Source organism: Lysinibacillus zambalensis (assembly GCF_040183165.1).
GTDB classification, from domain to species: Bacteria; Bacillota; Bacilli; order Bacillales_A; family Planococcaceae; genus Lysinibacillus; species Lysinibacillus zambalensis.
Map to the genome: position 1 here is coordinate 507,849 of NZ_JBEGDG010000001.1, position 20,723 is coordinate 528,571.

A 20,723-nucleotide genomic window follows, 5' to 3' on the forward strand; every position below is an offset into this window, starting at 1 on the left:
AAATCTCATATAGAAACTTCATTTTTCTTACAATTCAATCTTTTCATTACAATTAGAATAAGAAATACCGTTGGGACATTGGTAGTACATCTACTGGCTCACAAGTTGCTAGCTCACCATCAATTTTCACTTCGTACGTTTCTGGATTAACATCAATTTTTGGGGTAGCGTTGTTAAGCTTCATATCAGCTTTACCAATATTCCGACAATTTTTCACCGTACCAATCATTCGATTTAACCCTAATACTTCTGGTAATCCTTCTTCCACAGCAATCTTTGGTAAAAACGTCATTCCGCAATTTTGTGGCCCTTGTCCATAGTAGCCAAACATACGTCGTCCTTGCATAGGCTGTGGTGTAGGGATCGATGCATTGGGATCACCTGTAATACCATAAACGGCAATACCTGCTTTAATGACCAACTCTGCCTTTACGCCAAAGAAGGCTGGATCCCAGAGGACAATATCTGCTAACTTTCCTTCTTCCAGTGATCCTACCTCATGACTAATTCCATGAGCGATCGCTGGATTAATATTAAGCTTCGCCATATAGCGCTTCACGCGATAATTATCATGACCCTTACCTTCATCCTGTGGCAGGGAACCACGTTGTTTTTTCATTTTGTCTGCCGTTTGGAACGTTCTTATTGTCACTTCACCGACACGCCCCATTGCTTGGGAATCGGATGACATAATACTTAAAATCCCTAAATCCTGCATAATATCCTCTGCAGCAATTGTTTCTGGACGAATACGTGAATCAGCAAATGCCACATCCTCTGGGACATCATGTTTAAGATGATGACACACCATTAGCATATCTAAATGCTCATCAATCGTATTGGTTGTAAATGGTTTCGTGGGATTCGTAGATGCTGGTAAAATATTAGGTAATGACGCCATGACTAATTGGTCAGGGGCATGTCCTCCACCCGCACCTTCCGTATGGAAAATATGAATAACACGTCCATCAATAGCATTGATCGTATCTTCCACAAACCCAGCCTCATTCAATGTATCAGAGTGAAGTGCCACTTGAATATCATACTCGTCTGCAACGGATAAGCTTTGATTTAGCGCTGTAGGGGTTGCGCCCCAGTCCTCATGAATTTTCATGCCGATTGCACCAGCTCGAACCTGCTCAATAATCGGTTCTGGATCAGATGCACTACCCTTTCCTAGTAATCCAACATTGATTGGGAATCCTTCAACTGCTTGAAGCATTCTATGTAAATGCCATTCACCGGGAGTTAAACTTGTCGCTTTTGAGCCAGCAGCTGGACCTGTACCACCCCCGATAAAGGTAGTCGTACCTGCTAGTAATGCTGTTTCTACCTGATCTGGGCTGATAAAGTGAATATGTGTGTCGATCGCCCCAGCCGTTGCAATTAAACCTTCCCCAGCATATACCTCTGTTCCAACACCGATGATCATATCCTGACCGACACCGTCCATACTGTTCGGATTTCCGGCTTTTCCAATACCAATAATTCGGCCATCTTTAATACCAATATCAGCCTTTACAATACCTGTATAATCAATAATGACTACATTGGTAATAACCGTGTCGAGAACACCCTCATTTCGTGTATTCTTACCATTTTGCCCCATAGAGACACGTAGCGATTTTCCGCCACCAAATACACCCTCATCCCCATAGCTTGTATAATCCTTCTCTATTTCAACCCATAGATCGGTATCCGCTAATCGAACTTTATCTCCAACTGTCGGTCCAAACATTTTTGCATACGCATCATGTGTCACCCTCATTTTTCCTCAGCTCCTTTAAAACCACCTTCAATTGCCTTGTCTAAAATTTCGTCCTTATGATGTGTAGAGCCTTCTGTTAGTTTGTCCAAACCAAACACATAACTTTTACCACCAAACTCGACAAGCTCAACTTCTTTCTCTTCACCTGGTTCAAAGCGAACTGCTGTACCTGAAGGAATATTTAGATGCATTCCGATTGCCTCTTGCCGATTAAACTCTAAAAATCTATTCACTTCAATAAAATGAAAATGCGAACCAACTTGTATCGGACGATCACCAGTATTAGCAACGACTATCGTCTTAGTAGCTCGTCCTACATTCATTTCGATTTCGCCTTTAGCTGGGCGAATTTCTCCAGGAATCATAGACAAATCCTCCTTTATTGAATTGGGCGGTGTACAGTTACAAGCTTCGTTCCATCTGGGAATGTACATTCAACTTGTACATCTGAAATCATGTCACCGACGCCCTCCATAACATCATCTACTTTGAGCACTTGCTTCGCTTCACTCATTAATTGTGCAACTGTTTTTCCATCTCTGGCACCTTCCATAATAAAACTACTAATGAGTGCTACAGCTTCTGGATAATTCAGCTTTAGTCCACGAGCTTTTCTTTTTTGCGCAAGTTCTCCTGCCACATGAAGGAATAATTTTTCTTGTTCAACAGATGATAGCTTCATTCCAATCTCTCCTTTCCCTACATTCGGAATTACCTTTAAAAACTTAACTATTTTAGAAAGAAATGGGTTACGAAAGTTAAATGAGATCATTGAGGTAACAGCTAATCTATTATAAGAAAATAGTTTTAAAAAAACAAATATTTTCATTTATCTGTCACTTACTAATTTAGCGAACAAGAGACAAAGAATGAGTTAATTCGCAATAAAACACTATCACCACCTATAGTTGCCCTAAAAAAATCATTATTGTAATTGTTTAATAAAGTACTAATTGTCTACTTAAAGGGGATAATACTAGTTTGATCAAAACCAAATAGAAATTAAATCTTCTACTATGGGCCTTTTAGGTAATCCCTCCTGTGGGTTACGTATATGTCTGACAGATACTCGGAGTAACAAACGGCAAAAGAGAAATAGCAAAAATAAATATAAGAAATTTTTTTATAGAAAACACCTCATATTTAGTATTCTCTATTTTTGTTTTACTCAAATGTTTTGTATTATAGTTAGAGGAGTATTTTTATACTAAGTTTTTGCACCTTGTTTTTAATACAGATAGTAAGCTTTACAATAAAAAATAAGTTAGAAGTGATATTTATGACAAGAAACAGGATTAAAGAAGTTGCTTATAAACAATTGGCTGAAAAAGGCTACGATCAGGCAACTCTTTCTAGTATTGCTAAAGAAGTTGGCATTAAAACACCGTCGATATATGCTTTTTTTAAAAACAAAGAGGACCTGTTTATGGCTGTATATAAAGATCTGCTCGAAGAGTATTACCTTCACATAAAACGATCAATTGCCAATTTTAAAAATGGGTCGGCTAAAGAAAAGCTCTACCAAATAGTGAAAGAACTTTGTAATTACTATTTAAGTCAACCTGAAAAAACAGCAGCATATACAAAATTAGCTTTTTACCTTCCTCCAACTTTAAATGATAAAGTGAAAAACATTTTTAATGAGATGGAAGAAATGCTTTTTGAGGTGCTTGAAACAATCTTTTCAGAAGGAATAGAGCAAGGCATAATAAAAGATCAACCGGTTGATGACTTAATAGCTTCGTTTAATTGTTTGATGGATGGACTCTTTTTGGAATTACTTTTTTATACGGAAGCAAAATTTAGAAGGCGCGCCGAGCAAGTTTGGAACATTTATTGGAATGGGATTTACAAAGAACATTGAAAAGTGTTCTTCTAATCCCACCCTCAAAAAGATAATCGATAGCAAAATTACATAATGGTAGAATTTTACTCGAACTTTGAAATAGATTTTTCAAGGCTGTCTTGATTGTAGCTTTCTTGCACCATCGTACGCTACAACACTTTCTGTTACCTTTGCAATCTTATTTGTTGTTTCCATTACACCTGTTGTAATCTCCTCTGAAAATGCGGACATTTCTTCTGAGGTCACAGAAACTTGTTTGGTATGAGATACTACACCTTAAATGGATTGGAGAATACGATTTCCCAGCTTCTTCAACAGATGAAGTTAGTTTCTGCATAAGGTTATCGGTTTACTTTAAAATTCACTTCCGGGTATTTGGTCTTCAGCCTTTTAAGGGTTGAGCCGTCGTCCTTCTGCTTAATATACTGGTCAAAAAATGCCAGGCTGAATTCGTTGATAATGCGATGAACTTCCTTTGGATTTTCACCTGGGCTCCGCAACAGAGGGGAGAACAAATGAAAATCAGTGAAGCTTGTATGATCCGTATGGGGAATGACCATTGACATACCACCACCAGCTAACCCACGTTCACTGCGAACCTTGTCTTTATAGGCATCTTCATCAGAATCTTCATTTATGTCTGCACTCATGAGCAGAAATGGTTTTCCAATCCCACTTTCAGGTAATACTTCCCCATACAATGTCCCATCCATATCAATAGCTGCTTTGACACGAGAGTCTTCTGCAAGTATTTGTGCTGCGGTAGCCCCGCCGTAAGAGTGCCCAAACATTCCAATACGCGAGGTATCAATCTTTCCTGTAAAGAAGCCGGTCTCATCGTTTTGATTAAGCTTCTCTAACTGGTCAAGTACAAAAGTGACATCTTCTTTCCATAATTTGATGTGGCGATCGCGTTCGTCAAAATCAGTTAAATTGTGGGACTGTACGTAAGCAGTTCGACCATCTGGGAAGACGGTAGCTGCAGCATCAAATGTATGATCGATACCTAGAACAATATATCCTTGACTAGCCAACTCCTCAACTTCAAACGTGTTTTGATTACGAAAACCACTTAAACCATGGGAGAAAACTAATATGGGATAACGATTCTCTGAGTCTGATAGTTGTAAATCCTTAAACGAATGCGATTTTACCAAACCCAGATGGCTGAATGCAAATGCAGGAATGGACAATGCTTTTTCCAGTCCCTTAGCAAGCTCTGTCATGTTCCCAATATAAGGTTCTCGATTCCCATTGCTTTTTTCAGCTGCAGGATACCAAATTTGCACCATCAGTTCACGCCGGTCGGTTGGATTTTTTGAATACGGTTCACTTCTCTGATGATCGACCCAATGATATAGTTTCGTACCGACCGTATGTGGGCCAGTTGGTTCTTCAAATGCAAATACTGGCATAAGTAAGGGTAACGTAACTGCTACAGAAATATAGATGAACAACGACACAGACTTAACAATGAATATACTCCTGTTTCTGAACCCCTTCTTCCGCTCAGCTGATAAATAGCATATAATCAAGATAACTGGGGATAAATAAGCTGGAATCATCTGCCATCTAAAACCTTCTGCCAATAGCTGCATTATAACCATTCCAACAGCAACCAAAGATGCGAATTTAGACCACTTTTTCGTTTCCCTGCTAACTAACAAAATCCAACTTATTAGACTAAAATTTACAACTGCCAAAACAACTTCCCAGAAATTCATTGGCCTATCTCCTTTGAATGCATTTTACTTCTAATTAAAGTGATTAAACATTTAAACACTTTCTAAATAGTTTCTAACAGAACTCTTCCTATTCGGAATTTTACTCCAATATGTAAAATATCTTAATAACCATTCAACTGGTCCCATTTTAAAATACCTTAACCAAACTATACTAAAAGTAATTAAAATAGCGTGGATTATGAAGCACACTATTAATGAATTAATAGGTGTAAAACCAATTATGATACTAAATACAATTAGTAAAGCACTTTGTGCAAGATAATTTGTTAAAGACATTTGTCCATAGAACTTTAATGGAGTTAATATCACTTTTGCCTTATCCCATTGTAAAATAATAAGAAGACTGCTAGTCATCATAAAGGCTACACTATAATCTTCTAGCACTTCAATTCCTGAAGGGGGAATGTTCAATAACCCTGACCCCCTTACATAAAATAAAAATACATAAGTACAAATATTAACGATTAAAAAAATCGAAATATACTTTAATTTTCCAGAGACATTTTCAAAAAATTTAAATTGCCCCATCGTAAAACCTAGCATCATTAATACAAACCATTTACTTGTGTTGGATATAAATTCCACCCATGCAATTCTCTCACCATAATACGGTTGACAAAAAGCAGTAACTATAGATAAGGCTATTAGTGTAATCGTTACGATTAAGTTGGTCCATTTACTTCTTTTGGAAAATATTATAATAAACAAGCCTAGTACAGCATAAAACATTAATACATCATTAATTCCTAATGGTGCATAAAATGTATGGATAAGCCCTAGTACAAATAAAAAAGAGATTCTGCGTAAAAACGGAAGGTATCTATTGTTTACTTTTTGTTTGGATCGATTCATAAAAAGATAACACCCAAATCCAAATAAAAAGAATAAAATAGGATAAAATTTTCTGTTAAATATATCATATAATACTTGGTGTAACTCATTAGTATTAGACAAATACCCCATTACCTGATAACTATTTACAAGAAGTACCCCCAACAAGGCAAATCCTCGTAAATAATCCATAGTATCTATTCTTGTATAAGAATTTATTTTATTCATTCCAAGACTCCTAATATAAATATATTTTATAGCATTATTAGTGGATAACCTAGAACCTCAATTTGACCGGTCATCCCCAATCTCATGGTGGTTAAATCACTGTAGTCTGTATCATTTCTGTTGATAAGGTGTTGGACCAGCCGTCAAGGAATCTCCAATTGACTGTTAGTTTTCAGTCTGAGCTAAAGCAGATGAAACCTAAATACCTTTGTGAGTATTGCTACTAGTGAAGCTCACGTATCGTTTCATCTGCCCCACTTCTTTCTTCTTATCAAAAACTTAAAATACCCAGCTACCTTTACGGAAAATTGGCTCTACAGTTCCATCTGGTAGTATACCGTCGATGTCCATCTCACTGCTGCCAATCATAAAGTCCTCATGTGTTACTGAAATATTTGCACCTAACGCTTCAAGCTGATCGTTTTCTAAATCTCTTCCACCCTCTAAGCAAGTTGGATAAGCTTTACCAATCGCTAAATGGTTCGATGCATTTTCATCAAACAATGTATTAAAATATAAAATCCCCGATGCTGAAATTGGCGATTCATGTGGTACAAGTGCTACCTCACCTAAATAGCAGGAGCCTTCATCCACATTAATAAGCTCCTGTAATAAATCATGTCCTATCTGTGCTTCAGCTTTAACAATTTTTCCTTCTTCAAATGTCAGTTTAAAACCGTCAATAATATTCCCTTGATAAACTAATGGTTTTGTATTGCTGACATAGCCATTTACACCTTGTTTCATCGGTAACGTATAAACCTCTTCTGTCGGCATATTAGCAATGAAGATCGTATCATCTGGCGTTTTACCACCTCCAGTAATCCATTTATGCTGTGGCGCTAACGCAATTGTTAAATCAGTACCTGGCGCTGTATAGTGAAGCTTCGCATATTTTTTACTGTTCAGTAGGACCACACGAGATTCTAAATTTGGTACATGTTCACGCCATTTTTCAACAGCATTGCCTTCACCGATACGAACAGCTTTAAAAATAGCCTCCCATAATGCTGGTACTTGATCCTCAGCTGCTAAGTTCGGGAACACCTTCGAAGCCCACTTTGGTGAAGGAACTGCTATCATCGACCAAGCTATTAAATCCTTCATTACGGCGTTGCGATTGTTTTCCAAAGCAGCTCCTGATACCTTTTGATAGGTAGCTAGACGATCGGCTGAAATACCTGTAAATTTATCAGGGTCTGCAGCATCTATCATTAATAGTGCTCCTTTACGTTCGATCAGCTCATCATTCATTTTGACTATCCATTCTGGGAAACGATTAAATTCTTCATCTGAGGCATGTTCAAAGTAAGCACGATCCATTTCATCATCCGATAGATTAATATGAACACGTCCCGCCCCAGCCTTATAAGCTTCTTTCACAACTAAACGGGCGAAATCCAATGCATCCACTGATGTATTGACTAATAAATATTGCCCTGGTTGAATATTGACACCGACTTTTACCGCAAGTTCTGCATACGCTTGTAATTTTTCTTCAAAAGTCATATTATTTACCTCACTTTTGTCTAATTGTTTATTATTACCTTAAAGATAAACATTTTCTTTATTTAAAAGAATAACTGTTTTCTTACAATTTGAAATATAAGCTTACTAAATTGTAACTATAGAAGTTCCTTTAATATTTTTCCTAAGCATGAAAAACTAAATCTCGAATTAAACCATGAAAATCATTTGCTTATTTGCGTTAAGAGTATGATGGTGAAGAATTTCGATTTACCTAACTAAATTAGTTAGGTAAATGTTATTATAAATCTCACTCATTTCTTCCCAGTTTCTTTTATGCGTCTTCGCTTGACAATAACACTCTTTAATTTTAGATTACCTTTAAACCTGTACCCTTAATAGTAAAGAGTCTCTGGTACACTGCTGATACTTGAATATTGTGTTGTTTTTGAATAAAACTCACTTAATCTTTAATCAAAGGGGTAATACGGTACAACTTTTTTTATAAACGGTTGCAAGGTTCTACATTTTTGACCATTCTGTACAACGATAACTTTGGTTTATTGATTTCACCTGTAATCTGGTAGCCTATCCTCTGATACAATTTAATGGCAAGATGGTTCTCTTTCTTTACCGTCAGAGAGCATTTGGCAAAGCCTTGCAGGCAGGCCTGTTCCTCGGCAAACTCAAGCAGCTTGGTACCTACCCCCAGTCCCCGGCTTTCGGGCAATAAGGCGATTGTTCCGATGTGAAACTCGTCATCTTCTCCCTCCTTCATGGTGATCATGGAATAAAACATTTTGATATTCAGAATGTTATAAACAACAAGGCCCAGCTTTCGGAATGAAAGCAGCTGTTTAAAAGTGGGCCATGCAAGACGATTTAAAACAGGTATGGGATAGCAAGTAATCATCCCTAAAGTTTTCCCGTCCATCTGTGCTTCGTAAGCATATTGATGACTAAAACGGTTGTTCTCCTGCTGCCATAGCGTACGAAATGTCCCTTCGACCGTGTTCTCCTCCTCAGATCCTGCAAGTGAAAACGCCATGTATTCCAATGCCATTACATTTAGCTTAGCGCTGACCATGGATCGATGATCAGCCTTTACAATAGAGATTTGATTCATTTCCTAGCACTCCTATTCTCTTTTTATATTATTGATGTTAATTATCATCCTTAGCTTTGAAACCATAATAAAACGTATTTAAAACAAGGGCTGCAGCCGATTTTTTAGCCACGTTGCCTTCATGTACCTGTTCCCAAGTATGGAAAAGCAGGGCATAAAGCGTATTCAAAATCCATTCGCTGCTAACCGTTTGCTGAAAGTAACCTCTTTGTTGTAACAGCTCAATAACGCGTCGTAAGGGTTCCCTCAGCTTCTCTTCGGCTTCACCTAATTCTTTGTTGTTAAATACAGATGCATCATGACCTAGAAAATAGATTTTGTCACCTAAAGGGATTAAAGCTTCAATGAGTTCCGGAATATAGTTTTCGCTTCTTTCCTCATCCAGTGGAATCTGGTTTACGGTATCACTTACCAGTTGTATAGCCCGATGGCCCAAGAACAGCATCAATTTCTCTCTGCTTTCGACGTAGCGATGAAGTGTAGCAATGCCAATTCCCGCATATTCCGCAATTTCATTCATCGAAGCAGTAGGATTTTCAACAAGTAATATAGTAGCCGCATCAAGAATTGCATTAAATCTCGCTTCCTTCAACGCTGACAAGCCTTTTTCCATTGTAAATCTCTCCCTCATTTGTATAAAGTAATTATTTTTGATAGATAAATGTATCATTTGATATCAATATAATCCATTTCGTGCAAATTATCAAGCTGTTGAATGTATATTTTTCTAAAATTTTACAAAATAATGGCAAACACAATTTTACAGTAAATAAAAAATCCATTTTAACAAAGAGATTAATCAAAATGGATTCTTTTCTTTTTGAATGAACATTCCTTAAAAAGTTTGCAATATCACCTTGCCCGATGTTCCAGAAAAAGGGTATTTATGAGAAAAAAGACGGTTGCAATGTAGACGGTAGAGTTAAGGTGTTTTGTTCAACTAACAGGTGGTTAGTTGAACAAGGTTCATTTAATTGATAGATGATAAAAATAACCTATTTAATAAAATTTAAAATTTAATAAAGGTAATAGTAAACTTTGTATAAACATTTTTCTCACTTTCAACTTTAATTAAGGCTTGATGCGCTTCAATAATCGCTTTTGTTAAAGCCAAGCCAATCCCAGTCGAGTCATGTTTTTTAGAAGTGCTTGCTTTGTAGAACCGATTAAAGATATGTGGTAAGTCTTCAGCAGTAATCCCTTCTCCAAAATCTTGAATTATGAGCTCTGTATAAATCGGTGTATCCTTAACTTGAATAGTGATTGTATCACCAGGCTTGGAATGCTCAATCGCATTCTTTAGCAAGTTCATCAAAGCTTCTTGCATCCATAATTTATCGTGGGTAACCACTACTTCCTCCGTCCCGTCCCAGTCAATTGACAAATTCCTTTCATTGATTATATTTTCCAAACGGTTCAAAACTTCATGAATGGTCTCCACCAAGTTTAAAGATTCTTTATCAAATGAAACTGCTTTGGCATCTATTTTCGCTACTTTTAATAAGTTTTGAATCAAGACATTCATTCTGGAGATTTGAACTTCATTATTTTGCAATAATTGAATTTGTTGCTGACGGGGCAAGTCTTCATTCAATAACAATTCATTATAGATTGATATAGTTGAAAGTGGCGTTTTTAATTGATGGGATATGTCTTGCAATATTTGTCCTAAGAATTCCTTCTCACCAAGTAAATCCTTTATATTTTTTCTAATTATGTCTTTAATAGAGCGAAATGAAACCGCTAATTTGGCGATATCCCCTTCTTTATTTTCATTTATTGAAACTGAGTAATCACCATCAATTATTTTCTTAGCAGTTGAAGTAAGTTGCTTAATTTTATTGAAAATAATTTTGTATTGCATATAGTTTGCCAAAAACAGTATAAATCCGAAACAAATCAATCCCCAAAATATTGTTTGATTAAAGCTAAAAATATGGTTATTTAAAAGTGGAAACAGTTTTGTCTCCAAATCTTCATATAATCCATACTGTCTAAAGATTTCTCGCCCTTTTTCCTGATACTCACTCGAATCAGAAGAATTACCTGTTAAGACTTTCATAATTTCTGCTTCATTCTCAGGATTTTGTTCAATTAATCTAGCGGTAATTTCCCCCCAGGCTGTAATAGAATCCGTTTTTAAATGATTGTAAAATATTTGGTGTGCAATTAACTGATAAACCGTAAATAGAGAAAATAAAACCACCAGTATTATCATATAGCCTTTCAATTCGGTATTTTTCATCATCTATTCTCGGTTCACATCCTTATTCCAATGATATCCCAATCCTCTCTTAGTGATGATATACTGTGGATTTTTGGGGTCGTCTTCAATTTTTTCTCTTAAACGCATAATGTATACAGATAACGTATTTTCCCCAAAAAAAACATCATCTTCTTCTGTTATTTTCAGTAGGATTTCATCTCTTTCTAATATTTTGTGAGCGTTTTTCATAAAAGTTAACAAAAGCTTATATTCTAAGCTTGTTAATGGAACCATTCCTTGATTTTTATATACCTTTACTTGGTTCATATCCACTTTTATATTTTCAGATATTAAAATCATTGAAATTTCTTCTATCCTAACTTGTTTGCGTAATTGTACTCTTACCCTAGACATAAGTTCTCTGACTCGAAAAGGTTTTGTTATATAATCATCTCCGCCAATATCTAGACCCATTACCACATTTGCTTCTTCATCAAGAGCCGTTAAGAAAATAATTGCTGTTGCATTATTTTGGTTTTTGAAGTGTAAACATAAGTCATAACCACTTCCATCTGGAAGGTTAATATCTAAAATAGCCAAGTCAAAAGTATTATCATTAAATTGGCTTTTTGCTTCTTTTACACTAGTAGCTCTAATCACCTCATACCCTTCATTTCTTAATGAAAATTCAATGGCTAGACCGAGTGCTTCATCGTCTTCTACAAGTAATATTTTATTCAAATATATCTTCTCCTTCCTCTCACTCCATATTAACATTTACCACCAAATCAGAATAACCTGACTATAAGTAGCCAGGCCATAGGTATTACTCTTCTCTTATCGTATCTATAATATTATCCTGTTGGATTCTTCTCAGCGGTAGCAGAACAGATAAATAACTGATTAATAATGCTGCAACAAACGTAATGATGCAAGCATTATAGGGAATCGACCATTCAACTTTAAAGAGACCCGATGCAGCAGTGTACAAAATATATGAAAGTATACAACCATAAAAAATGCCTTGCAAGCTTCCAGAAAAACCGTAAAACAGTGCTTCATAAATAATCATTTTTTTCAAATCTCTTTGGGACATGCCTATGGATTTTAATGCAGCCAGTTCTTTCCGTCTAATCATGATACTTATAGTAATTGTATTAAGTATATTTACACTGCCAATTAAAGAAATGACCACAATAAAAGCATATACAAGAACTTTGATCGTGAGAGCTTCTTCATGTTTGGCTTTATTCTCTTCAAAGTTATTGACCACTGCAATATCGTGTTTTTTTCCAATAGTCTTCTGGATGTCTTCAACAGTCGCGAGAGATTGATCTGTATCCTTCAATTTAATTTTAAAACCTATGTCTTGTTCGGAAGCCTCGGATACATTTTTAATCAACTTTAATTGTTCTAAAATTTCCAGATTCTCAGAAGAAACATTATTTTCTTCTTGTAGATAGATTGTAAGATCCGATTCGGACGGATCGTTTACAAGTTTGGATGAAAATGCGATATCCATTAGAGATGAAAAAGTAATAAACAATACACTACTTATAACGATCGATAAAATAGTTACGATATAACGATTTTTATTTCTTTTTATATTTTTAATGGCCAGGTTTAATGGGAATGAAAATGGTTTTCTTAGCACCTTATTATTTTGTTTTTTGATTCTCTCTTTTTTTATTGACAATCTACTACTAATTGCCAACAATGGTGATATTCTTCCTGCGAAAAAAGCAGGGAAATAACTGGATACTAATACAGCTATCAGAGTAAGAATCGAAATGGCCAATAATATCTTCCAATCTATATTGAAAAAGAAAATATCTGAACCTTTGTCTAATAAAATCACGAAAAAGGCTTGGAGAATAGCAAGCGCCAATAAACTGCATACAATTCCAATTGGTATGGCTATGAAAGCAAGCACGGCAGCTTCTTTCATTACAATTTGTCGAATTTGTTTTCGTGTAGCACCGATGCTTCTCAACAAACCGAACTGCTTCATTCGCTCTACGACACTGATTTGAAAAGCGTTGTAAATAACAACAATTGTAGAAATTACAACAATACTGACAACTATAACTAGCATAATCAGAAGCGATTGATTCGTTTCCGGTTTCAAAGCTTGAATCAATTGAGTATTAATAACAATGTTATTATCTTCAGTAATAGATTTAAGTTCGTCTATAACTTCATTAAAGTCTGCCTTCTCGTTAATTTCAATTAATATCCTTCCCTCTCCAATAGCAAACTCACTTTTATATGTTAATAATCTCCCCTCTTTATTTTTTTGTGTAAACCCACTATTATTCAGTAAACCAACCAGTTGATATGTTTTTCCGTCTAGTTCAAATGAGTCACCGATTTGAAGATCTTCTTTAATATAAGGAATTAACCAGGAATCGATAGCTGCTTCATGAGCATTGGATGGTAATTTTCCATCTAAAAGGCTGTAAGTTAGAAAGTTTAAGGCGTGATGATCCGCGAAATTCATACGCACAGATACCTCTCCAACCGGAACTGTGTCACCCTGAGACATCAGACCAAACGATTCAATTTGGGGATTAAATCTGACTTTATTTAAAATCGCCTCATCGTAGTTTGAAATGCCAACGTGAAAAGAAATTCCGTTTAACTTTTTGGTGCCTTCTATTTGAGAGAGTTGTGTTCCTTTCATAAACAGACCAATAGTTGAAATTAACGATACAGAGAGCACGATTCCAACCAAGGTCAGAATTGTTCGTTTCATATTCCCTTTTAAATACTTAGTACCAAGTTGCTTATAACTATTGATCAAAATCATTCCCTCCGGTCATTGACTCTTTCGCAGTCAGTCGTTGGTCAGAAATGATTTCACCGTCTTGTATTGTTATAATTCGATCTGAAGCTGATGCTATCGTTAGATCGTGAGTAATTATTACAATGGTTTGATTGTATTTTTTTGCAGTTATTCTTAATAGATCCATAACTTCTTTCGTATTTCGAGTATCCAGATTACCTGTAGGCTCATCAGCAAGTATCAAATGTGGACGATTAATTAGCGCCCTGCCAATTGAAACCCGTTGCTGTTGCCCTCCAGAAAGTTCAGAAGGCAAGTGATTCTTACGTTCTTGAAGCCCCAGGATAGTAATAATTTCATTTAAATACTCCATATCTATAGATTCACTGTCCAACAACGTAGGTAAAGCAATATTTTCTTGGACATTTAATACTGGTATCAAATTAAAGAATTGAAAAATGAACCCAACTTTTCTTCTTCTGAATACCGAAAGTTCATTATCTGAATATTTATAAATATCATTATCCCCAATGAATACCTTCCCCGAACTAGGGCGATCCAACCCACCTAAAATATGTAGCAGTGTACTTTTTCCAGAACCAGAAGCACCGACGATTAAGACAAACTCGCCTTGCTGAATAGAAAGATCAATTCCTTTTAACGCATCTATCCTGTTATTGCCTTCCCCATAACTTTTCACTATATTCTCCATACGTACGACTTCCATATAACCCATCCTCTCACCATTAAAACTCAATCCTGTATGTCTACAAAATTCACTTTGCGTTTGCTATCTGGATAAACGTTCTCAATTGTTTTGAAAACTTGTTCTACTTCTTCTTTATCTTCTTTATAATCAAATTTATTATCCTTTAAGTGAATCACTGTCATAATGGAATCTGGGTCAGCTAACTCATCATAAGTTTTGTCATTTAGAATAACAAAATCCATACCCATATATCCGACCCATATTTGATTCTTAATATAACTTACAGGTATCCTTTTTCCATTCAAATCTATCTGGCTATCTTCCAAATCATAATCACTTATAGAATAGAACAAATTTAGTGAACCAGGTAATTCTTTAATTTCATTAACAGGTTCTGAAATGATAGATGCACTGCCTGGTTCTTTTCTTGCTCTAATAATTCCTTTCTTAACTAATTGTTCAGCAGTAGTTTTGTTAATAACCAAATACTCACTTTCTGATTCACCTTTTTTTGTTACTACGAACTTCGCTTTGTAATCAACAGTTCGTTCGGTTTTATGTTTATATTCCTGCTTAACTTTATTCACATCTTTTTCTGTGCCGATAACTAATATTCCATTGGCCGGTTGTGGTGGACCTCCAACATAACGTTTTACTCCGTATCCTACACCTAAAAAAATGGCGATAACTAAGGCTAATCCTATAATTTTTTTCATTATATATTTCTCCTTTTTTCTTAGTGTCTAAATTATAGACTAGATATACTTTATATTTGAATAACTGTTGTCTTACTATTTATTTTCTATTCTTACTCATTCGTAAGAATAAACATTTTCAAAATAGCAGTTCGCTTTTTGTAGGAAGTATTCCGATTGAAAGTGCTTTTGTAAATGCGAACAATCTTAATTTTCAACAGCGACTGCAAAAAAAAAACTCCATTTCGAAAAAATTTTAATCAAAATGGAGTTTCTTTATTAGATTTTTATAAATGTCTTCACTGCCATACTTTTAACGAAAAAAGAATATCCTCCGAAGGGGTCTTATGGGCGGAGTCCAATAGGAGTGCATCCTACAATAGGGAGCCAATGGGATTCCATTGTTCTTACCAAGTTGTCGTAATCCACCTAATTAAAATTTGTTAATGGTAAAAAGCTGTGGCAATTTCAAGAGCTTTAAGTGGCTCTTTGATTGAATCAAGCGTATAGACCAGTTTTTCGTTCTGCCAAACAATCGAATTCCCTGATTCATAAACATCTAAGCGCGCAAAACCGTTTTGTTTTGGAATTGGGAGCATATGTGTTTCTAGAAATTGGACGGCCTGTTTTGCAAGTTTCATACCTGCTTCTGGATTGTCTGTTCGTGTATGTGTCGCAATTGCCCATCTACCCTCATTCCAACCAGTCCATAAAGAACCAGCTCCTGCATCCTGATAACCTTTAATTTTATAACCAAGATCAACCTCTTGACCACCATTTTGACTAAAGTTCACAAAAGAAATTTGCTCATTTGCTTCTTTAGCATTCTGATATTGTTTTACCACTAACCTTGCAATAACAGTAGCTGACTGTGAATTTTTAAGCTTCTCATCATTGATTGGCAAATACTTTTTACTTTCAAAAAATAGTATTTCAACTTGGTTAGCTTCAGCCTTCGTTATTGCAGATAAAAATGTACCTTCTATTATCGGTAGCCCTTTTGGTAAAGTTATAGATAAATCAGTTTTAAGCTGGTTCTTAATATTTTTTAGTACATCAGCCTGTGTAAGAGATGCTTCTGTGTTTCCCTTATTTGTTTTGGACGACTCCTGATTTTCATGTGATTGATGCTCTTCTTGTGGCTTGTTCGCCACGTTAGATTCCTGTTCCTCTTGTGGCTTGTTCGCCACATTAGGTTTTTCTTCTTTATCAGAGCATGCACTTATTATACTGAAACTTAAAAGCATGGAGATAAAAAGTATTTTTTTCATGGCATTGCCCCCTAATTTCTTTCTTCCTGTCCTTAATCAACTGAAACTTTTTGTAATATAACCTTATTAATTAGTTTCGTCAAATCATTAAACTTTTGACCGAGCATACCATTGTTACTACCGCTAATGGAATTAGAGTTCTTAAATGTAAAAGCTCACTTGTTTCTTCTCAGGTTACTCTATTCTTTCACTTCTTTTAGGGTTACTTTAATACGAGGATAATAGATACTCGTAACACCTTCAAACGCGGAATCTGTGCCAATAAATAACCACAATTCTCCTTTTTTATCAGTTTCAACAATAAACGGGCGTTGTTTATTATTAAAAGGTTTTAACTCATATTTCTTATCTATTGTCATTTTTGCCAAGTCACCAATCATAAATGCATCTTTACCTTCTTCTTTTTGATTTCCTTTATCAATATTCATCAAATAAAATCCCGTTTTATCTATAAATGGGATAGGTTCCGTATTGGATGCACCAATTTTCACAAATACACTTTCACCAGGCGATCCACCTACGCCCATTTTATCTCCAGCATTAGTGGCAATATCGAAATCAAACGTCACACTATATTTTGTATTTGGTTTTAATCGATCATTTGTATCCAATTTCTTCTTAACAAACATAAATAAATCGTCACTTCCATTGTATCCACTTAAGTAAAGACCTTTTTGTTTATTGTTTATCTCTTTAGGTAGTAACTTAAGTGAAAATCGGAGCTTATAATGAAGTTTATCTTTATATGGATAGTCAGAAAATCCACCGATCCATCCATTTTTATCCTTGCTAAAAGTTGATTCAACAATGATATCATCGTAATTCGTTACTATCTGGTCTAAATCAATAAGTGTGACAAACGCATTTTTGTTTAACAATAAAATTTGCTCTTTGGTTAAATCTCCAGCAAAACCACTAATAACGCTATCATAAGTATATCTTCTTGAAAATTCGCCAATTTCCTTTTCAAGTTTCGTATAGTCTTCTTTGTTGAGCATTTTATTAAAACTAACAATTACTGAGAATACATCCGATGTCGAAGCTCCCTCAATCTTTCGAGTTAGTTCTTCTGATATTTTATAAGGGAGAATATTTATATCGTGTACATTACTGTGTGCTGCTAATGCCGGTTTAGTCAAATTTAACCCTGAAACTGATCCGCCAAATACTAACGTTGTTGCTACTACTAATGAGATTTTTTTAATATTCATTTATTTACCTCCTTAAATTTGATTCAGTTAATAGACAAGAATTAGATTGGATTTTTTTAAAAAAATCCAATCCAAGTGTATTAAACGCTACCATAAAGTTATAGAACTCATTCACCTAACTAAATTAGTTAGGTGAATGCTATTATAAACATTTATTCTTGAAAATTCACCAATTTTCTTTTCGACTCATAGTCACATAATCTTCTTTATGAGCGTTTTATCAAAATAACCATTACTGAGAATTTGTTTGATGTCGAATCCTTTCCAATCTTTCGAGTTAGTTCTTCTTCCATTTAATAAGGGAGAATACTTAATCTTGAACCTTACAGTTTCTAATAGCGGCTCAGCCAAATTTAATCCTGAAACTGATCCGCAATATAATACATTGTTACAACTACTAAGGATTTATTTCGATTCATTATTTACCTCCTAAAATGATAATTCAATTACTAGACGAGAATCAATTACAAAAAGTTTCATTATTTTTCAAAAAACCCCAATTTAGAGATATAAAATGCTAACATAAAGTTATAGAGTTCTTTATTGAAAGCCCACTCATTTCTTCCCAATTTTTAATGAGGCTGCGCCTAAAGGGGTTCTTTCATCAACCGGAGCCCACCTTCGAAGACATGGGTCAACATGTTTTTTGTAAGAAAGCAGATAATGGGCGTTCGCGTAAGCCTAAAATAGCTTTGTACATATTCTGTGCTTAAGACATGTATTGAAAATTAACTAGAGAAAGGATGTAAGTATTAGCTCAAATATTGAATATACTTCACCGTCAACGCAGTTCACCTCTGATGTCAATGACAACACACTTTTTAAAAGAGATGATCGGAATTTTATAAACATTCTAGGTGTAGAACAATTAAATACGTTAGAAAATATATCTTTGCTTGATATTTTTCTAAGTAAGAATAAGATGATAGAGCCTCACTATCATCAAAATGCAGCAGAACTTGTTTATTGTATTTCCGGTGCCGCCATTGTTTCTATATTTAATCCCTTTACAAAAGAGATTAAAAACTATCCGATCGAGCCTGGCCAAGTCGCCAATGTACCGCAAGGATGGTGGCATTATGAAATAGCAACTGAGAATGACACGCATTTACTGGCCATTTTTGATGCTCCAACTCCTGATGTTATTTTAGGTTCAGATATATTGAAATTTACACCTTCCAATGTAATGGCTCATGCGTATTGTTTAGATGAAACTCAGTGGAAGAAAACAATTGCGCCTGTTGTACCATCAACATATATCGGTCCACCTAAAGACTGTAACCGTGTAAAATCAACCGCTGAAAATCAAAAAGATCAAAAGGAGCAAAAAGATCCTCATCATAAACATAAAAATAAATATATGCCTTTGAACCCATATCCGCCATATCGCTATCCAAATATGAATCCTTATATGAATCCTTATGGCTCAAATCCTTATGGTTCATATTATTAATTAATAGAAAATAAAACGAAAAATCATAAATCGTTCATACGAGTGTTTGACTCGACATCATAAGCTCTACACCTTTCATTGCATAAAAATAAATAAAAAGGAAAATCTATATTTTAAGTCATAGCTTCGTTATTACTAAAAGAGGTGTAGAAAATGGAATTATTTCCAGTGATCCATACAAATTTTTGGGATGCTGTAATAGCCGTTCCAGTAGTGTTACTTATTACACAGCTAATTAAGGTATTTATGCGTGTTCAGCCTAAATATGTTCCTGCAATCGCCCTTGTTATTGGCTTGATTATTTCTATCTTCATTAGCCATAGACATAATCTTATCGCTGGAATATTTATGGGCTTTTTTTATGGTTATGCAGCTATCGGAAACTTTGCAGCATTAAAAACAACTATTAATAGCTATAAAAGCAAGAAATTAAAGGAATAAAACCTTAGCTCATAACGGGAAGCAACTGATCCACAGACAAACGTTTTTACAAAATGACTTCCAACTTTTTAGTTTTATCGGAAAACTTTCAGAAATTATCGCCCAACTTTTGAATTTTATCGATCAACTTTCACATTTTATCGCCCAACTTTTAATTTTTATCGACACCCCACCTTCCAATGAGCAAAAAAAGGATTCATATACAAAACTGTCTGTGAATCCTTTTAATTTGTCATCTTTAGCAATAAGCCCTTTTATTGTAAAAGATGATTAGAATTTCATTTAATAACACATCCTAATCTCAAATAAATGAACGAGAACATGAGTTAGGATGTGTAATAATGGAATTGGCAAATGGAAATCTAACATCATTACGCTATAAGGAGATTTTTAAGATTTGGACGCAGATTGGCGTTAATAATGGCTATATAGCTTCAAATCATGCATTTTTCAAGCACGCTGTTGATAAAAAACTGAAGGCTATTATTGTGGATTTTGGGCAATGTTTAAAAGAGGAAAATAAACAACTAACAGCGTTATTAAAGGAAAATGGGGTACTTGCCCCTACTACATCGATCGACTATGGAAAATTAAAAATGAAAAATATACGAGGGAAACGAGCTATTAATGATCCAGAAATCAGCACCATTTTATCGATGAACATAGCTTCTTCAGTTATTTCAGTCAGTCAGGCTTTAGAAATGTCTGTGAAGAAGAAGCATACAGCAAAATACGGAGAGCTTCATATGAGGTATGCGATACTTGGCGCAAAGCTAATACGGCTCAGTAACGACAAAGGCTGGCTACTAGCTCCTACAACAATTTAATGTTACTTAAACGAGGGAGATTCCAGTTAAAAGCGTCTAGGAACGTAAATCAACCCCTCATTTTGCCCAAGACTATACCTTATTAAAGTAAGATATCTTCATTTCATTACACAA

The 20,723-nt window shown here is 35.1% G+C and carries 20 protein-coding genes; 4 read left to right on the forward strand and 16 right to left on the reverse strand.

The genetic code is table 11. From position 1 onward, the window contains the following. Positions 1–52: 52 nt before the first annotated feature. Genes ureC through ureA form a run of 3 tightly spaced genes read right to left on the reverse strand, consistent with a single transcriptional unit; the run spans position 53 to position 2,450 of the window. Positions 53–1,768, reverse strand: coding sequence for an urease subunit alpha (gene ureC / locus ABNX05_RS02495; RefSeq protein WP_349658240.1), 1,716 nt, complete (start codon positions 1,766–1,768; stop codon positions 53–55). Continuing rightward, positions 1,765–2,133 carry an urease subunit beta gene (locus tag ABNX05_RS02500; protein ID WP_349658241.1) on the reverse strand — a complete coding sequence of 123 codons (369 nt, stop codon included), beginning with the start codon at positions 2,131–2,133 and terminating at the stop codon, positions 1,765–1,767. The genes ureC and ABNX05_RS02500 overlap by 4 nt, the downstream gene beginning before the upstream one ends. 14 nt (positions 2,134–2,147) lie before the next feature. Beyond that, positions 2,148–2,450, reverse strand: coding sequence for an urease subunit gamma (gene ureA / locus ABNX05_RS02505; protein ID WP_349658242.1), 303 nt, complete (start codon positions 2,448–2,450; stop codon positions 2,148–2,150). A gap of 597 nt (positions 2,451–3,047) precedes the next feature. On the opposite strand from ureA, the gene ABNX05_RS02510 reads away from it, so the two are divergent. Then, positions 3,048–3,632: a TetR/AcrR family transcriptional regulator gene (locus ABNX05_RS02510; RefSeq protein ID WP_349658243.1), complete on the forward strand. Its 585-nt coding sequence runs from the start codon at positions 3,048–3,050 to the stop codon at positions 3,630–3,632. Between the two features lie 90 nt (positions 3,633–3,722). Here the strand turns inward: ABNX05_RS02510 and ABNX05_RS02515 are convergent, their stop codons facing one another. From ABNX05_RS02515 to ABNX05_RS02575, 13 genes are all read right to left on the reverse strand, one after another. Beyond that, entirely contained in the window at positions 3,723–3,860 is a 138-nt protein-coding gene (locus ABNX05_RS02515) for a hypothetical protein (RefSeq protein ID WP_349658244.1), read from the reverse strand. Positions 3,861–3,955: 95 nt separating this feature from the next. Then, positions 3,956–5,338 carry an alpha/beta hydrolase family protein gene (locus tag ABNX05_RS02520; protein WP_349658245.1) on the reverse strand — a complete coding sequence of 461 codons (1,383 nt, stop codon included), beginning with the start codon at positions 5,336–5,338 and terminating at the stop codon, positions 3,956–3,958. A 51-nt stretch (positions 5,339–5,389) separates the two neighbouring features. Next, positions 5,390–6,418 (reverse strand): DUF418 domain-containing protein, encoded by a 1,029-nt coding sequence (locus tag ABNX05_RS02525; RefSeq protein ID WP_349658246.1) that lies wholly within the window; start codon positions 6,416–6,418, stop codon positions 5,390–5,392. Positions 6,419–6,697: 279 nt separating this feature from the next. Continuing rightward, positions 6,698–7,927: an aminopeptidase gene (locus ABNX05_RS02530; RefSeq protein WP_349658247.1), complete on the reverse strand. Its 1,230-nt coding sequence runs from the start codon at positions 7,925–7,927 to the stop codon at positions 6,698–6,700. A 460-nt stretch (positions 7,928–8,387) separates the two neighbouring features. Next, positions 8,388–9,011 carry a GNAT family N-acetyltransferase gene (locus ABNX05_RS02535; RefSeq protein ID WP_349658248.1) on the reverse strand — a complete coding sequence of 208 codons (624 nt, stop codon included), beginning with the start codon at positions 9,009–9,011 and terminating at the stop codon, positions 8,388–8,390. Between the two features lie 37 nt (positions 9,012–9,048). Then, positions 9,049–9,624 carry a TetR/AcrR family transcriptional regulator gene (locus ABNX05_RS02540; RefSeq protein WP_349658249.1) on the reverse strand — a complete coding sequence of 192 codons (576 nt, stop codon included), beginning with the start codon at positions 9,622–9,624 and terminating at the stop codon, positions 9,049–9,051. A gap of 396 nt (positions 9,625–10,020) precedes the next feature. Further along, entirely contained in the window at positions 10,021–11,256 is a 1,236-nt protein-coding gene (locus ABNX05_RS02545) for a HAMP domain-containing sensor histidine kinase (RefSeq protein WP_349658312.1), read from the reverse strand. A gap of 3 nt (positions 11,257–11,259) precedes the next feature. Further along, entirely contained in the window at positions 11,260–11,958 is a 699-nt protein-coding gene (locus tag ABNX05_RS02550) for a response regulator transcription factor (RefSeq protein ID WP_349658250.1), read from the reverse strand. 85 nt (positions 11,959–12,043) lie between these two features. Then, complete coding sequence (locus ABNX05_RS02555) at positions 12,044–14,020, reverse strand: ABC transporter permease (RefSeq protein WP_349658251.1); 1,977 nt, start codon at positions 14,018–14,020, stop codon at positions 12,044–12,046. Beyond that, positions 14,010–14,729: an ABC transporter ATP-binding protein gene (locus ABNX05_RS02560; RefSeq protein ID WP_349658252.1), complete on the reverse strand. Its 720-nt coding sequence runs from the start codon at positions 14,727–14,729 to the stop codon at positions 14,010–14,012. The genes ABNX05_RS02555 and ABNX05_RS02560 overlap by 11 nt, the downstream gene beginning before the upstream one ends. Positions 14,730–14,755: 26 nt before the next feature. Further along, positions 14,756–15,427, reverse strand: a complete 672-nt coding sequence (locus ABNX05_RS02565; protein ID WP_349658253.1) for a lipoprotein BA_5634 family protein — start codon at positions 15,425–15,427, stop codon at positions 14,756–14,758. Positions 15,428–15,849: 422 nt separating this feature from the next. After that, positions 15,850–16,677: a hypothetical protein gene (locus tag ABNX05_RS02570; RefSeq protein ID WP_349658254.1), complete on the reverse strand. Its 828-nt coding sequence runs from the start codon at positions 16,675–16,677 to the stop codon at positions 15,850–15,852. Between the two features lie 179 nt (positions 16,678–16,856). After that, positions 16,857–17,888: a protease inhibitor I9 family protein gene (locus tag ABNX05_RS02575; protein ID WP_349658255.1), complete on the reverse strand. Its 1,032-nt coding sequence runs from the start codon at positions 17,886–17,888 to the stop codon at positions 16,857–16,859. Between the two features lie 751 nt (positions 17,889–18,639). On the opposite strand from ABNX05_RS02575, the gene ABNX05_RS02580 reads away from it, so the two are divergent. From ABNX05_RS02580 to ABNX05_RS02590, 3 genes are all read left to right on the forward strand, one after another. Next, positions 18,640–19,341, forward strand: coding sequence for a cupin domain-containing protein (locus tag ABNX05_RS02580; protein ID WP_349658313.1), 702 nt, complete (start codon positions 18,640–18,642; stop codon positions 19,339–19,341). Between the two features lie 153 nt (positions 19,342–19,494). Beyond that, positions 19,495–19,782, forward strand: coding sequence for a hypothetical protein (locus ABNX05_RS02585; protein WP_349658256.1), 288 nt, complete (start codon positions 19,495–19,497; stop codon positions 19,780–19,782). A gap of 341 nt (positions 19,783–20,123) precedes the next feature. Further along, the gene (locus ABNX05_RS02590; RefSeq protein WP_349658257.1) at positions 20,124–20,609 is read left to right on the forward strand and encodes a DUF3231 family protein; all 486 of its coding nucleotides are present in this window, start codon (positions 20,124–20,126) and stop codon (positions 20,607–20,609) included. The last annotated feature ends 114 nt before the right edge of the window (positions 20,610–20,723 follow it).